The organism is Klebsiella sp. CD33, assembly GCF_051992865.1.
Lineage (GTDB): Bacteria > Pseudomonadota > Gammaproteobacteria > Enterobacterales > Enterobacteriaceae > Klebsiella > Klebsiella pneumoniae.
This window is the reverse complement of record NZ_CP197023.1, coordinates 1437637-1451898: the sequence shown is the minus strand read 5'-3', so window position 1 is coordinate 1451898 and position 14262 is coordinate 1437637. Positions and strand designations below refer to the sequence as shown.

10 protein-coding genes, 6 tRNA genes and 1 pseudogene are annotated in these 14262 nt (G+C 55.3%); 10 read left to right on the top strand and 7 right to left on the bottom strand.

The annotated features are described in order from the left end of the window. Window positions 1-57 precede the first annotated feature (57 nt). On the top strand, window positions 58-1293 hold the full coding sequence (locus ACR809_RS07255) for an ion channel protein (protein WP_094488158.1): 1236 nt from the start codon (window positions 58-60) through the stop codon (window positions 1291-1293). On the opposite strand, the gene ACR809_RS07250 is transcribed toward ACR809_RS07255, so the two are convergent. Next, window positions 1290-2951, bottom strand: coding sequence for an alpha-keto acid decarboxylase family protein (locus ACR809_RS07250; RefSeq protein WP_122051644.1), 1662 nt, complete (start codon window positions 2949-2951; stop codon window positions 1290-1292). The two genes, ACR809_RS07255 and ACR809_RS07250, sit on opposite strands and share 4 nt — an antisense overlap. 180 nt (window positions 2952-3131) lie before the next feature. Here ACR809_RS07250 and ACR809_RS07245 point away from each other — a divergent pair. Further along, window positions 3132-4123: pseudogene (locus tag ACR809_RS07245) on the top strand (aldo/keto reductase). 130 nt (window positions 4124-4253) lie between these two features. Beyond that, window positions 4254-4613: a DUF2502 domain-containing protein gene (locus ACR809_RS07240; protein ID WP_002913419.1), complete on the top strand. Its 360-nt coding sequence runs from the start codon at window positions 4254-4256 to the stop codon at window positions 4611-4613. Between the two features lie 57 nt (window positions 4614-4670). Here ACR809_RS07240 and ACR809_RS07235 read toward each other — a convergent pair whose 3' ends face one another. Then, window positions 4671-5912: an Nramp family divalent metal transporter gene (locus ACR809_RS07235; protein ID WP_004185028.1), complete on the bottom strand. Its 1242-nt coding sequence runs from the start codon at window positions 5910-5912 to the stop codon at window positions 4671-4673. Between the two features lie 346 nt (window positions 5913-6258). Between ACR809_RS07235 and nupC the strand changes: the two genes are divergently transcribed. Beyond that, window positions 6259-7461, top strand: a complete 1203-nt coding sequence (nupC, locus tag ACR809_RS07230; protein WP_002913423.1) for a nucleoside permease NupC — start codon at window positions 6259-6261, stop codon at window positions 7459-7461. A gap of 48 nt (window positions 7462-7509) precedes the next feature. Here nupC and ACR809_RS07225 read toward each other — a convergent pair whose 3' ends face one another. The 3 genes from ACR809_RS07225 to ACR809_RS07215 all read right to left on the bottom strand — a co-directional run bounded on the left by ACR809_RS07225 (window position 7510) and on the right by ACR809_RS07215 (window position 10083). After that, window positions 7510-9681 carry an EAL domain-containing protein gene (locus ACR809_RS07225; protein WP_004151096.1) on the bottom strand — a complete coding sequence of 724 codons (2172 nt, stop codon included), beginning with the start codon at window positions 9679-9681 and terminating at the stop codon, window positions 7510-7512. Window positions 9682-9890: 209 nt separating this feature from the next. Continuing rightward, a tRNA-Ala gene (locus ACR809_RS07220) sits at window positions 9891-9966 on the bottom strand. A 41-nt stretch (window positions 9967-10007) separates the two neighbouring features. Further along, window positions 10008-10083: transfer RNA gene (locus ACR809_RS07215), tRNA-Ala, on the bottom strand. Between the two features lie 219 nt (window positions 10084-10302). Between ACR809_RS07215 and ACR809_RS07210 the strand changes: the two genes are divergently transcribed. Further along, window positions 10303-10656: a MerR family transcriptional regulator gene (locus tag ACR809_RS07210; RefSeq protein ID WP_002913434.1), complete on the top strand. Its 354-nt coding sequence runs from the start codon at window positions 10303-10305 to the stop codon at window positions 10654-10656. Window positions 10657-10659: 3 nt separating this feature from the next. Beyond that, window positions 10660-11052: a MerR family transcriptional regulator gene (locus ACR809_RS07205; RefSeq protein ID WP_002913435.1), complete on the top strand. Its 393-nt coding sequence runs from the start codon at window positions 10660-10662 to the stop codon at window positions 11050-11052. 51 nt (window positions 11053-11103) lie between these two features. On the opposite strand, the gene gltX is transcribed toward ACR809_RS07205, so the two are convergent. Next, on the bottom strand, window positions 11104-12522 hold the full coding sequence (gene gltX, locus ACR809_RS07200) for a glutamate--tRNA ligase (RefSeq protein ID WP_004145598.1): 1419 nt from the start codon (window positions 12520-12522) through the stop codon (window positions 11104-11106). Between the two features lie 259 nt (window positions 12523-12781). Here gltX and ACR809_RS07195 point away from each other — a divergent pair. The 4 genes from ACR809_RS07195 to ACR809_RS07180 all read left to right on the top strand — a co-directional run bounded on the left by ACR809_RS07195 (window position 12782) and on the right by ACR809_RS07180 (window position 13180). Continuing rightward, window positions 12782-12857 (top strand) — tRNA-Val (locus tag ACR809_RS07195). A gap of 45 nt (window positions 12858-12902) precedes the next feature. Next, window positions 12903-12978, top strand: a tRNA-Val gene (locus ACR809_RS07190). A gap of 46 nt (window positions 12979-13024) precedes the next feature. Then, window positions 13025-13100 (top strand) — tRNA-Val (locus tag ACR809_RS07185). A 4-nt stretch (window positions 13101-13104) separates the two neighbouring features. Further along, window positions 13105-13180, top strand: a tRNA-Lys gene (locus ACR809_RS07180). An 84-nt stretch (window positions 13181-13264) separates the two neighbouring features. Here ACR809_RS07180 and ACR809_RS07175 read toward each other — a convergent pair. Beyond that, entirely contained in the window at window positions 13265-14191 is a 927-nt protein-coding gene (locus ACR809_RS07175; RefSeq protein WP_002913438.1) for a LysR family transcriptional regulator, read from the bottom strand. Window positions 14192-14262: the final 71 nt, after the last annotated feature.

The following is a 14262-nucleotide window of genomic DNA, read 5'->3' as shown; positions in this document are numbered from 1 at the left end:
ACGGTCTCCGCTGACGAAGGCAAAGTAGTGCTCCAGCACTTTTACAAGGACATTTCCATGCTCCATCCTCGCGCCAGAACAATGCTGATCCTGTCGGTGCCGGCCATCCTGATAGGTATCGCCTGCAGCCTGATCCTGATCGTGGCGATGAAGGTTGCCGCGCTGCTGCAGCGCGTGCTGTGGAGCAATCTGCCCGCGCAGTTGGGGGTGAGCGCCGACAGCCCGCTGTGGATCATCGCCATGCTGACGGCGACAGGCATCGCGGTGGGTCTGGTCATTCGTTACAGCCCCGGGCACGCCGGGCCGGATCCAGCGACCGAGTCGTTAATCGGCGCTCCCATTGCCACCGGCGCGCTGCCCGGACTCCTGGCCGCACTGATCCTCGGCCTCGCCGGCGGCGTCAGCCTCGGCCCGGAGCATCCGATTATGGTGGTGAATATCGCGCTGGCTGTCGCCGTCGGCTCCCGACTGTTTCCGCGCGTCAGCTCGCTGGACTGGACCATCCTCGCGGCCTCAGGCACCATCGGCGCCCTCTTCGGTACCCCGGTTGCCGCCGCGCTGATTTTTTCGCAAACCCTCAATAGCAGCAACGATACGCCACTGTGGGATCGCCTCTTTGCTCCCCTCCTCGCCGCCGCCGCCGGCGCGTTGACGACGGGTCTGTTTTTCCATCCCCATTTTTCACTGCCGGTCCCGCACTATGGTCAGATGCGCTTCGTTGATATTCTCAGCGGCATTATCGTCGCCCTGATCGCTATCGCCGTCGGCATGGTGGCCGTCTGGTGTCTGCCGCGACTGCATGCCATGATGCATCGGTTGAAAAATCCAATCCTGACCCTCGGCATCGGCGGGCTGCTGCTGGGGATCGTGGGGACGATAGGCGGGCCCTTAACGCTATTTAAAGGGCTGGATGAGATGCAGCAGCTGGCCTTCAGCCAGACGCTAACCGCCGCGGATTTTCTGCTTATCGCGCTGGTCAAACTGGCGGCCCTGGTTCTTGCCTCAGCCAGCGGCTTTCGCGGCGGGCGAATTTTCCCGGCGGTGTTCGTCGGGGTAGCGCTGGGGCTGATGCTGCATGCTCATGTTGACGCAGTGCCGGCGGCAATCACCGTTTCCTGCGCGATCCTCGGCATGGTGCTGGTCGTCACTCGCGACGGCTGGTTGAGCCTGTTTATGGCCGCCGTGGTGGTCCCGGATACGACTCTGCTGCCGCTGTTGTGTATGGTGATGCTCCCGGCCTGGCTGTTGCTGGCCGGGAGACCGTTGATGATTGCCAAACGGCATACCGATTAAACGCGGCTGTTTCGCTCCTCAAGGGCCTGCGTCACCGCGCGCAGGAAATCGGGGATATCCATTTTCGGCAGCATCACTTCTACCAGGGTGAGGGTATCTGAGGTGATGCTCTCCGTCATAGCCTCCCGCAGTTCAGACGTCTGAGTGACCCGCCGGCAGCGCGAAGCAACGTCAGGGGCGAAGGCTTCCGGCAGCCGCTGCCAGTCCCACAGAGCGATGTCATTGTAGCGCTGCTCTGGACCATGAATCGCCCGTTCCACGGTATACCCTTCGTTATTCAGCAGCAGAATAAGCGGCTTTTGCTTATCACGCAGCATGGAGCCCATCTCCTGAATGGTCAGTTGGGCCGCGCCATCGCCGACAATTAGCACCACCCGCCGCTCCGCCGCCGCGGTTTGTGCGCCATAGGCGGCCGGGAGAGTAAAACCAATCGAGCCCCACAGCGGCTGGACGATCAGCGATGCTTCAGAGGGCAGCTTCAGCGCCGCAATACCAAAGGCGGCCGTCCCCTGATCGGCGAGAATAATATCCCCCGGACGCAGGGCGCCCTGCACCGTCGCCCAGAAATTTTTCTGGGTCAACTCGCCTTCAGCGCCCTCCTCAGCCTCCGGCGCCACGACCTGAGGCATAGCCCACTCCGCCGCCAGCGGGGCGGAAAGCGTCATCAGCGCGGCCAAAGCCTTATCCATCGGCACCCCGCTGAACCAGTGATCGCCCACCCTGACGGCGAAGGGCTGGATCTCAATAGTCTTTTCCCGCGCCAGATGTTGGGTAAATCCTGCGGTGATGGTGTCGGTGAAGCGCGTGCCAATGCAGATGATGGTGTCGGCGTTTTCAATCGCCTCCCGGGTCTGCGGCGCGCTGGCAATCCCGCTGTAGGTGCCGACAAACCCGCTCTGCTGCTCATCAAACAATCCCTTGCCCATGAGCATCGTCGCATGGGCGACAGGCGTTTTCGCCACCCACTCCCGGAGCGTCTTCTGCAGGCCATAACGTTGCGCCAGGAAGTCCGCCAGCAGGGAAATGCGTCGGCTGCCCCGCAGCAGGCGGCTGGCATGTTCGCAGAACCCGGCAAGCTGGTTTTCATCCGCCGGAGCGGGCTCCACCAGCAAGCGCTGGGCTGGGGCAATCGCTGCCGCTCTGGCGACATCGGCTGGCAGCATCAAATAGCCGGGGCGATGATGCGTCAACATATCGCGCAGCACACGGTCGATTTCATGGCAGGCGTTGCCGGCGGTCAGCAGCGCTTGGCTACAGGTGATATGCTCGCTCATACGGGCGAAATGGCGAAAATCGCCATCGCCGAGGGTATGGTGCAGCAGTTCGCCGCGCTGCTGGGCGCCGGTAGAGGGCGCACCGACGATATGCAATACCGGAATATGTTCCGCATAGCTACCCGCAATGCCGTTCAGCGCGCTCAATTCGCCGACGCCGTAAGTGGTCAGCAGCGCACCGGCCCCTTTGATGCGCGCATAGCCGTCAGCGGCATATGCCGCATTCAGCTCGTTGGCGCAGCCGACCCACCCCAAGGCGCTGTGCGCGATGACGCGATCGAGAAACTGTAAGTTGTAATCTCCCGGCACGCCGAACAAGCGATCAATACCGCAGTCGACAAGGCGATCCAGCAGATAATCCCCAATAGTGTAGGTCGGTTGCATATCCATTATCCTCATTTTGGTGCAGGTGTAATTTGAGTATTGAATAAGCGATCCGCCTGTCCAGATGGGAGCTGATAATGGCAGTGTAAAGCAATAATTACGCAGAAAAAGCAGTGTACTCCACGCAGAACATTGTTTAGTGTAAACGTATACACATCCTGTTTTGTCGGCGGAGGAAGAATGGTTTACCAGGCAAGCACCACGCGATATCAAACGATGGAGTACCGCGCTGCGGCCGCAGCGGTCTGCAGCTACCGGCTATTTCCCTTGGCCTGTGGCATAACTTTGGCGATGAAACGCGAGTGGAAACCAGCCGGCAGATGCTCCTGCACGCTTTTGACCTCGGTATAACCCATTTCGATTTGGCCAACAACTATGGCCCGCCGCCGGGCTCGGCGGAAAGCAACTTTGGCCGCATCCTGAAAGAGTCGCTCCTGCCTTATCGCGATGAGTTAATCATCTCCACTAAAGCAGGTTACACGATGTGGGACGGCCCTTACGGCGACTGGGGATCGCGAAAATATCTGGTAGCCAGTCTTAACCAGAGCCTTAAACGCATGGGGCTGGAATACGTCGATATTTTTTACCATCACCGGCCTGATCCACAGACGCCGCTGATGGAAACGATGCGTGCGCTCGATCATCTGGTTCGTCAGGGTAAAGCGCTATATGTCGGGATCTCCAACTATCCTCTGGCCCAGGCGCGGGAGGCGGTGAAGATCCTTAACGACCTCGGCACCCCCTGCATCATTCACCAGCCTCGCTACTCGATGTTCGAACGCGGCGTGGAAGAAGGATTGCTGGATTTTCTGCAGACGGAAGGGATTGGAAGCATAGCGTTTTCACCGCTGGCCGGTGGGCAACTTACCGACCGCTATCTCAACGGCATTCCGGCCGACTCGCGCGCCGCCAGCAGCAGTCGTTTTCTGCAGCCGGAGCAACTGACTCCTGCCCGATTAGAAAAAATTCGTCAGCTTAACAGGCAGGCGGAAGCGCGTGGGCAGAAGCTGTCGCAGATGGCGCTGGCCTGGGTGTTGCGCGAAGAGAAAGTCACCTCGGTGCTGATCGGCGCCAGCAAAACCGCGCAACTGGATGATGCCGTCGGCATGCTGCAGAATCGCCATTTCACCACCGAGGAGTGCGCGGCCATCGACGCCATCCTTGCGCTGTAAAGCAAATGTTACTTTAGCAAAAAGTGCTCTTTCCTGCGCTTTCGGAGTTCGTCCGATGCGGCGGGTCTTTACCGGCCCGTAATATCAGGTTAACAGGCCGCTTACGGCCCCGATCGTGAAGGAGAAGAGTATGTTCAGGTCACTGATTCTGGCAGCAGTACTGCTGGCCGCAGGGCCACTGGTCGCTAACGCTGGTGAAATCACCCTGCTGCCGTCGGTAAAATTACAAATAGGCGATCGTGACAATTACGGTAACTACTGGGACGGTGGCAGCTGGCGCGACCGTGATTACTGGCGTCGTCACTATGAATGGCGTGATAACCGTTGGCATCGTCATGACAACGGCTGGCACAAAGGCTGGTACAAAGGCAGAGATAAAGCCTGGGAGCGCGGCTATCGTGCTGGCTGGAACGACCGCGATGACCACCGCGGCGGCTGGGGACGCGGCCCGGGTGGACGCGGTCACGGTCATGGACATGGCCATCACTAACAAACGAAAAGGGGAGCCCATCGGCTCCCCTTTACTTTATTCAGCATCAGGAATCAATTAATCCACCCCGAGCAGCGACCCCACTATTAACCAGCCGTTCAGGCTCACCACAATAGCGACTATCGCCCAGCCGATGCCTCTCACCCAACGGGTATTCACCAGGTCCCCCATCAGCTTCGCATTGCTGGTAAATATCAGCAGCGGCACCAGGGCAAGCGCAATGCCAAAGCTGAGCAACACCTGACTCATTACCAGGATGCGCGTAGGATCCAGCCCCAGCAGAATGACGACAAACGACGGCAGCATGGTGATCGTCCGGCGAAACCACAGCGGAATATGAAAGCGGATAAACCCCTGCATAACGACCTGACCTGCCAGAGTGCCCACCACGGTCGACGATAAACCGGCGGCAATCAGGCTGAGGCCAAAGATGGTCGCCGCCGCGTGGCTCAGCAGCGGCTCCAGCGTCATGTAGGCCTGATCGAGATCGGCGACGCCGGTATGGCCATTAAAGTGGAATGCCGCCGCAGCGGTCGCCATCATCGCCAGATTGACGAACCCGGCAATGGTCATAGCGATCGCCACATCCCAGCGGGTCGCGTTATAGCGTTCTTTTCGCGTTCCGCCATGCAGATGCTGGGTAAGCGAGGAATGTAAGTAGATAACGTGCGGCATGATTGTCGCACCCAGTACCCCGGCGGCTAAGAATACCGCCTCCCCGTTGGGCAGCGTGGGGATCACCAGCCCTTTCGTCAGAGGAGCCAGCGCGGGCTGGGAAAAGATCAACTCCACGACATAGGCCACGGCGACAAACAGCAACAATCCACCGATCACCTTCTCCAGTGGTTTTTGCCCGCGCCGCTGCAGCATCAGGATCAGAAAAGTCGCCACCCCGGTCAGCACCGCCCCCTGCAGAAGCGATACGCCGAGTACCAGCTTAAAACCAATTGCGGCGCCGATAAATTCAGCCAGATCGGTGGCCATAGCGATAATTTCCGCCTGTACCCAGTAAAACCAGACAACAGGACGCGGGTAATGGTCGCGGATCTGCTCGGCCAGGTTTTTGCCGGTGGCAATGCCCAGTTTGGCAGAAAGCACCTGGATCAGCATCGCCATCAGGTTAGCCCACACCACGACCCACAGCAGCTGGTAGCCAAAGCTGGCGCCGGCCTGAATGTTAGTGGCGAAATTACCCGGATCGATATAGCCAATGGCAGCGACGAAAGCCGGGCCCATTAAGGCGAGCTTCACCTTGCGCGCGGCGCGACTACTGCTATTCTCAACGCGACTGCTAGTCATCATCTGCCTCTGGAAATATAGCCTTTGCTATGTTTCATGCTATCAAAATGCGAATGATTATCAAGTTCATTTAGAATGGAGATAATGATTGCTGTGATAGAAGGGAACAATAGCTGGCCGGAAATGGAATACGGGCGTCAGAAAACGAGATCCAGCCCGCTATTAAGAGTAGTACAAGAATGCAACTTTTAAAACCTTTACGTAACATAACAAAAGTGGATGTTGGATCACTATTTTTGCCATTGGTCACAGTTCCTTGCAATAGTGTGCAATTGATCTCGTTTTCTTTAAAGCCGTTGCATAGAATGTGCACGGAAATTTAACCTGCCTCATATTTGGAGCAACTATGGACCGCGTCTTGCATTTTGTCCTCGCGATCGTTGTGGTGGCTATACTGGCCCTGTTGGTCAGCCATGACCGCCAAAAGATCCGTATTCGTTATGTTGTTCAACTGCTTGTCATTGAAGTCCTGCTGGCCTGGTTCTTCCTCAACTCCGATATTGGTCTGGGTTTTGTGAAAGGATTTTCCGAGATGTTTGAAAAACTCCTCGGGTTTGCCAACGAAGGGACAAACTTCGTGTTCGGCGGCATGAACGATAAAGGCCTGGCCTTCTTCTTCCTCAAAGTTTTGTGCCCTATCGTCTTCATTTCGGCTTTGATCGGCATTTTGCAGCATATTCGTATCCTGCCGATTGTCATTCGCGCGATCGGTACCGTCCTGTCGAAAGTTAACGGCATGGGCAAGCTGGAGTCCTTCAACGCCGTGAGCTCGTTGATCCTCGGCCAGTCGGAAAACTTTATCGCGTATAAAGATATTCTCGGCAAAATGTCGCGCAACCGCATGTACACCATGGCGGCGACGGCGATGTCCACCGTGTCCATGTCCATCGTAGGCGCTTACATGACCATGCTGCAGCCAAAGTATGTCGTTGCGGCGCTGGTGCTCAACATGTTCAGCACCTTTATCGTTCTGTCATTAATTAACCCTTACCGCGTGGAAGAGAGCGAAGAAAATCTGCAGATGTCGAATCTGCACGAAGGTCAGAGCTTCTTCGAGATGCTGGGCGAGTATATTCTGGCAGGTTTTAAAGTCGCGATTATCGTGGCGGCGATGTTGATCGGCTTCATCGCGCTGATCTCGGCGCTGAATGCCCTGTTCGCCACCGTGACCGGTTGGTTCGGCTATAGCATTTCCTTCCAGGGTATCCTCGGCTATATCTTCTACCCGGTTGCCTGGGTGATGGGTGTGCCGGCAAGCGAAGCGCTGCAGGTGGGCAGTATTATGGCTACCAAACTGGTCTCCAATGAATTCGTCGCCATGATGGATCTGCAGAAAATTGCCTCGACGCTCTCCCCGCGCGCGGAAGGCATTATCTCTATCTTCCTGGTCTCCTTCGCCAACTTCTCATCTATCGGCATTATTGCCGGGGCGATCAAAGGTCTGAACGAAGAACAGGGCAACGTAGTTTCTCGCTTCGGTCTGAAGCTGGTGTACGGCTCCACGCTGGTTAGCGTGTTGTCCGCCTCGATTGCGGCGCTGGTTCTGTAACAGACGTCAGTCATCTGAGCCGGGCAATGCCCGGCTTTTTTTTGCCCGTCATTCACCCAGCGGCTGTGGTTTACCGATCAGATAACCCTGCAGATAATTCACGCCCAGCTCCAGCAAGCGCGCTTTTTGCGGTTCGCTTTCGACATATTCCGCCACCACGCTCATCTGTTTCGCCCGCGCCATCTCGACAATCGATTTCACCATGATGGCGTCCAGCGGGTCCGTGAGGATGTCGCGGACGAAGCAGCCGTCAATCTTAATGATATCGGCCTGTAAATGTTTCAGACGTTCATAGTTCGCATAGCCGGTGCCAAAGTCATCAATAGCGATGGCGCAGCCAAACGCGCGCAACGCTTCAAGATTTTGCCGACTGGTGTCCGCATTAGAGAAGGCCTGCTCTTCGGTCACCTCAATAGTTATAAGTTCTGGCGAGACGCTATAGCGTTGAAACAGCGCGATAATCTGCCCTGCGCTGTTCTTTTGCATCAGAGTTGCAGGCAGCAGGTTGACCGAGAAGCGCTGGCCGGGATGCTTATGGAGCATACTGAACAAGGTCTCCAGCACCAGCATGTCAAAACGTTGGCTGAGGTTAAACTGCACAATCAGCGGAATGAATCGGTCGGGCATAATGACGCTATCGCCACAGCGCATGCGCGTGAGGATCTCATGATAACCCTCCCCCTCCGGATTCTGAATCGGTTGCGCATAGAGCATCAGCGCGCGATCTTTGAGCACTTGCTTGACGCGCATAAGGAGGCGCACCTGCTCGGTAGTTTGATCCACCACCAGATCCTGCTCCTCGTCCAGCGCCAGCACCCGACGTTCACTGCCCGCCTGTTCGGAAAGCCAGCTTAGCTGGCCCAGCATCTGGTAAAGTCCCTCACCCTGGCCGTCATCGCGGCCCCAGGCCGCGCCAAACTCCAAATCCAGCGGCTGATTGTGCCAGCTGAACTTTTTGTGGTTGAGGACCGCGACCATATGGTTCAAGCGGGACGACGGCTCCGGTCCATCAAGCACGAGGATCAGTTCGCTGCCCGGTACCTGGAAGACTTTATCCGCCGCTCCCAACAGCGGTTGCAGCGCCCGAATAATCTGCCGTTTACAGTCCACCCCCATCATCAGACCATAATGCCGACTGAGAAAGTCGAGATTATCAATACGCAGGCTGCAGATAGCCTGCTGAGGACAGCTCTGTAAATGGCTCTCCAGCGCGCGCAGGTTAGGCAAGCCGGTCAGCGGATCCTCTTCCGCCTGGCTACGCCAGCGGCGTTTGTTGCGGTCGCTGCGGGCATAGATGTCGGCCATATAAAACAAACAGATAGTAAAGGAGATCAGAACCGACAGCACAAAGGAGAGTGAATACTCGCTTTGCACCCCCTGGAGAAAGTTTTTGTTATATACCACCAGCAAAAAGGCCGAGACAGACCATGAAATACGCAATAGCGCATGGCCTATTCGACTGATACCGATAAAGTAGACAATAAAAATAACCGGAACTAAATAACCGGCAATAAATTCAGACTGATACGGCGCACACAATAGCGTTAATATCACCGCCAACGCGATAAACCAATATAGGGTAAAGGAGCGATATTGCGGTGCCAGCCACGGTAAACATTCCTGCTGCCAGAAACGTCGGGCGTAGCGCGGACTGATAATCATCCGCATTGGATAATAAAGAAACGTCGTAAAAATTAATGCCGCACTGATTAAACTTTGGATATCTATTACAGTATAAATCAACGGCATACTACCAAAGTAACTGGTAATAGCTAATGGAAACGCAAAATATTGTCCGGCGAGATACATGGTGATTTTCAGGAGCACCGGCGCGAAGAAGCCGCCCCAGAAGATCCGCGCCCCCATATGTTTTGCCGTTGGACCGCAGCGCCAGCGCTTCCCCACCAACAGTCGCAGAATAGCGCAGGAGACAAACACGGCGAACAGTTGACAAAAAAGTAAGATAAACGCCTGCGGCAGCGTTAATTTAATGAGAAAACTATTGGTGATGGCAAACGCGAGAATTAATGGCGCAATTGCATAGCGGCCAAAGATAAAAATAACAGAAAACATCACGCTGATTGGCAGCCAGGCAATATAAATAAGGTTGCCGTCAATTATCGTTTGCGGTGAAATAAAACGAGCCAGCGGAATAGCGACTAAACAAATGATAAAGGCCAATAGAGTTTTTTTGATATTAATGTTAATTTTATCAAGCATTATTGTTAATTAAAACTCCAGAAACCTCATCACGTTTAATGGGGGAAATGTTATGTTGCTTATTTAGGGCAGGCAAGGCGAATTATCAGGAAAAAGTCTGAAATTACTTTCGATTTTAATTGCTGGAGATTAACTGACGTAACCAGAAAGTGCTTTACATGAAACCCGCTAAAAACAAAAACCCCCGCCGAAGCGAGGGTTCTGAATTTTGGTGGAGCTAAGCGGGATCGAACCGCTGACCTCTTGCATGCCATGCAAGCGCTCTCCCAGCTGAGCTATAGCCCCACAGGACTTCTTTACGAACCAAATCCGCTGGGTGCAGAATTTGGTGGAGCTAAGCGGGATCGAACCGCTGACCTCTTGCATGCCATGCAAGCGCTCTCCCAGCTGAGCTATAGCCCCGTAACGTAAAGCGTGTCGTGTTGACGGGCGGCATAATATGAATTCCTCGCTCAGGTGTCAACAGCAAAATTATCCTTCCCGATTCAATCGCTGAAAAAGCAGGCAACTTGCTGACATTGCGAGCCTTATCGCAGTCAGAAGTTAAACAGGTCACCTTTTCACGTAAAAGGATGCTATAACATGGGCAGCTAATTCCCATACATTTACTCAGGAAATAGTATGCTCAAGGAACGAATGACACCTGAAGAAATTGCCCATCTAACCGGCTACAGTCGGCAAACTATCAATAAGTGGGTGCGGAAAGAAGGCTGGCAAACCTCTCCGCGACCTGGCGTCCAGGGCGGCAAAGCGCGCCTGGTCCATGTCAATGAGCAAGTCAGGGAGTTTATCCGCAGCGCCCAGCGGGTGGCGGAGACGCCCGGCATCTATTCTCCCCATGATAGCGATCTGGAATCGCTGCTGCTGACCCTCAGTAAAGAACTCACCCCCAGCGAGCAGAAGCAGCTTATGTCTTTGTTGCTGCGCGAGGGGATCACCGGGTTACTGCTTCGGTTAGGGATCCGCGATCGGTAAACCATGATGAAACTGAAAGATAAAATGACGCCCGCAGAGCTTGCCGACTGCCTGGGGCTGGCCAGACAAACGATCAATCGCTGGGTTCGCGAGAAACAATGGCGCACCGAAGCAATACCCGGCGTTAAAGGGGGGCGAGCGAGACTGGTGGTTATCGACCAACCGGTACGCGAGTTTCTGACCAACATCCCTGCCAGACGCCATCTGCTTACCGACAATCATCTCGCGGAATCGCCAGGTGCATACCTGGTCAATGAGGCAGACGCGATCTGGCGGCAAATCACGGAAACCCTACAGCTGATGACTCCGGCAGAACAGCTGCAGCTCCGCGATCTGCTGGCCCGGGAAGGGATTAGCGGTTTTCTTGCCCGCCTCGGCATCGCCAGTCCGGAATAACAGACAAAAAAAACGGCAGGGTAACCTGCCGTTGTTTCAGCTGCGTCGCCGTCAGGACGCCTGGCCTTCGCGTTCAGCGATAAAAGCCAGCGCTTTATTGATACGATCTACGCTACGGGATTTACCGATGGCATGGACAGTAACGTCTAGCGCAGGAGATTGCCCTGCCCCGGTAACCGCCACGCGCAGCGGCATACCGACTTTACCCATCCCCACCTCCAGCTCATCAGCAGTTGCCTGAATCGCGTGATGGACGTTTTCCGCCGTCCAGTCGCTAATCGCCGCCAGCTTATCGCGAACCACTTCCAGCGGCTGACGCGCCACTGGACGCAGATGTTTTTTCGCGGCGTCGGCATCGAATTCAGCGAACTCTTCATAGAAGTAGCGGCAGCTCTGGGCCATCTCTTTCAGCGTCTTGCAACGCTCGCCCAGCAGTTTCACCAGCTCAGCCAGCTGCGGGCCGTTGCGAGTGTCGATATTTTCCTGCTCGATATGCCACTGCAGATGCGTTGCCACATACTCCGCCGGCAGGGTATTGATATAGTGATGGTTTAACCACAGCAGTTTATCGGTGTTAAAGGCACTGGCGGATTTGCTCACCGCACCCAGCGAGAAGAACTCAATCATCTCTTCGCGAGTGAAAATCTCCTGATCGCCATGAGACCAGCCCAGGCGCACCAGATAGTTGAGTAGCGCTTCCGGCAGGTAGCCGTCGTCGCGATACTGCATCACGCTCACTGCGCCGTGGCGCTTGGAAAGTTTTTTACCGTCATCGCCGTTGATCATCGACACGTGCGCATAAACCGGCACCGGCGCATTCAGCGCTTTGAGGATGTTGATCTGGCGCGGCGTGTTGTTGATATGATCTTCGCCGCGGATCACGTGAGTGATCGCCATATCCCAGTCATCTACCACCACGCAGAAGTTATAGGTCGGGGAACCATCGGTACGGCGAATGATCAGATCGTCCAGTTCCTGGTTGCTGAACTCGATAGGTCCGCGGATCTGATCGTCAAAAATAACCGAACCTTCCTGCGGGTTGGCGAAACGCACGACGCACGGCTCATCATCAGCATGGTGCTCGTGGCTATGGCGGCAGCGGCCATCGTAACGCGGCTTCTCACCCTTCGCCATCTGCTCTTCGCGCAGCGCTTCCAGACGTTCTTTCGAGCAATAGCATTTGTAAGCGGTACCGGCTTCCAGCATCTCATCGATTACGTTGTTATAACGATCGAAACGTTTGGTCTGGAAATAGGGGCCTTCGTCCCATTGCAGATTCAGCCAGTTCATGCCATCCATGATGGCTTCAATTGCTTCCGGGGTGGAGCGTTCGAGATCGGTGTCTTCAATACGCAGCACAAACTCACCGCCGTGGTTACGGGCAAAAAGCCAGGAATAGAGAGCAGTACGCGCACCGCCAACGTGCAGATAGCCGGTTGGGCTTGGCGCGAAGCGAGTTTTGATTTTCATGAATTGGCCTTACGTTTAATAAAGATGCCGATAGCCGGCAATGTCCGGTGGAAATTATGGGTCAATATTCTAACACCGTGGGCTGATTCCTCAATGTTGTTCCCATCGGAACGTCACGGTTTGCCATTTTTGTTTATAAATCATGCTATGGCGCCGGTTTCGCGATCGCTTTGTTTAATTTTACGACGAACGAACGAATTCTTTAGAAAAGGCGTTGACTCATTTTCAACTCTCCCTATAATGCGACTCCACACAGCGGGGGTGATTAGCTCAGCTGGGAGAGCACCTCCCTTACAAGGAGGGGGTCGGCGGTTCGATCCCGTCATCACCCACCACTACTTAACGTAGTCTCCGCCGTGTAGAACAGAAAATTGAGAAGTGGGTGATTAGCTCAGCTGGGAGAGCACCTCCCTTACAAGGAGGGGGTCGGCGGTTCGATCCCGTCATCACCCACCACTTTCTCGCCAGCTGGATTTTCTGTCAAAATGTGAAGTACCGAAGTGGGTGATTAGCTCAGCTGGGAGAGCACCTCCCTTACAAGGAGGGGGTCGGCGGTTCGATCCCGTCATCACCCACCACTTCGGGTCGTTAGCTCAGTTGGTAGAGCAGTTGACTTTTAATCAATTGGTCGCAGGTTCGAATCCTGCACGACCCACCAATGTAAAAAGGCGCCCTAAAGGCGCCTTTTTGCTATGCGCGGAACATGGCCCTGCCACGAGTCCCTCCGCAGCAATCTCCCCTGTCAGCGCTGATATAGCGGATCTTCAACCCTGGCGGCGGTTAAATTCTCCCCTTCTTCACGCACAATTTCCCATAACGCCTGAGCGGCGGTCGACAGCGAGCGATTTTTCCTGCATGCCAGCATCAGCTGCCGCTCCATCACCGGAGTCAGCCGTTTCACCGTCAGATGGCTCCCCTGCGGTAACGGTAGCGCCAGCGCCGGCAGAACGCTGATGCCAATTCCCGATTCTACCATCGGAAACAGCGTTGCCGGGTGGCCAATCTCCTGGACGATGTTCGCCCGGATAGCCAGCCTGCTGAGGGCCGCATCGATCAGCGGGCGGCTGCCGGACGCATAATCCTGCAGGATTAGCCTTTCATCCTGCAGCGCCTGCCACGGCACTTCAGTCAGGCTGGCAAAAGGATGATCCTCCCGGCAGAGCAGCAAAAATGGTTCCGCCAGAACCACTTCACACTGAAGGTCTGCCGCCGGGCCCGGATCAATCACGATGCCAAAATCCACTTCCCCCTGGCGGATACTCTCCAGCACCCACTGCTGGGGCCGATCGTGCAGCACAAAATCGATATCGGGATAACGACGATTGCTGTGAGCAATACACTGCGGAATAAGGTGGGCGGAAATCGTCTGACTGGCGGCGACCTTGACGGTGCCGCTCAGCTGCTGGCCTACCCGCCCGGCGTCGCGCAGGGTAATCGTCAACTCATCAAGCAAACGTTCCAGCCTGCCCGCCAGCTGCTGACCCGCCTCGGTGAGCACCACTTCGCGAGTAGTACGGTCGAGCAGACGGACGCCGGTCTGATGCTCCAGCTCCTTGACGCTATGGCTGACGGCCGACTGACTTAAGCCAATCATCTCCCCTGCCCGGCTGAAGCTTCTAGCCCGGGCGACGGTGACAAATACTTTTAACTGACGCAGAGAGTAATTCATCTTTTTTATTCATGAATAGATGCAATAAATCAATTTTATTTCTCAAATGAAAAAAAGCACAATAGCGCATC

Bases quoted from the DNA above. Each gene is read 5' to 3' on its own strand.
- ACR809_RS07250 (WP_122051644.1), bottom strand. From the start codon at position 2,951: ATGCAACCGACCTACACTATTGGGGATTATCTGCTGGATCGCCTTGTC.
- ACR809_RS07255 (WP_094488158.1), top strand. From the start codon at position 58: ATGCTCCATCCTCGCGCCAGAACAATGCTGATCCTGTCGGTGCCGGCC.
- ACR809_RS07210 (WP_002913434.1), top strand. From the start codon at position 10,303: ATGCTCAAGGAACGAATGACACCTGAAGAAATTGCCCATCTAACCGGC.
- ACR809_RS07240 (WP_002913419.1), top strand. From the start codon at position 4,254: ATGTTCAGGTCACTGATTCTGGCAGCAGTACTGCTGGCCGCAGGGCCA.
- nupC (WP_002913423.1), top strand. From the start codon at position 6,259: ATGGACCGCGTCTTGCATTTTGTCCTCGCGATCGTTGTGGTGGCTATA.
- ACR809_RS07175 (WP_002913438.1), bottom strand. From the start codon at position 14,191: ATGAATTACTCTCTGCGTCAGTTAAAAGTATTTGTCACCGTCGCCCGG.
- ACR809_RS07235 (WP_004185028.1), bottom strand. From the start codon at position 5,912: ATGACTAGCAGTCGCGTTGAGAATAGCAGTAGTCGCGCCGCGCGCAAG.
- ACR809_RS07205 (WP_002913435.1), top strand. From the start codon at position 10,660: ATGATGAAACTGAAAGATAAAATGACGCCCGCAGAGCTTGCCGACTGC.
- ACR809_RS07225 (WP_004151096.1), bottom strand. From the start codon at position 9,681: ATGCTTGATAAAATTAACATTAATATCAAAAAAACTCTATTGGCCTTT.
- gltX (WP_004145598.1), bottom strand. From the start codon at position 12,522: ATGAAAATCAAAACTCGCTTCGCGCCAAGCCCAACCGGCTATCTGCAC.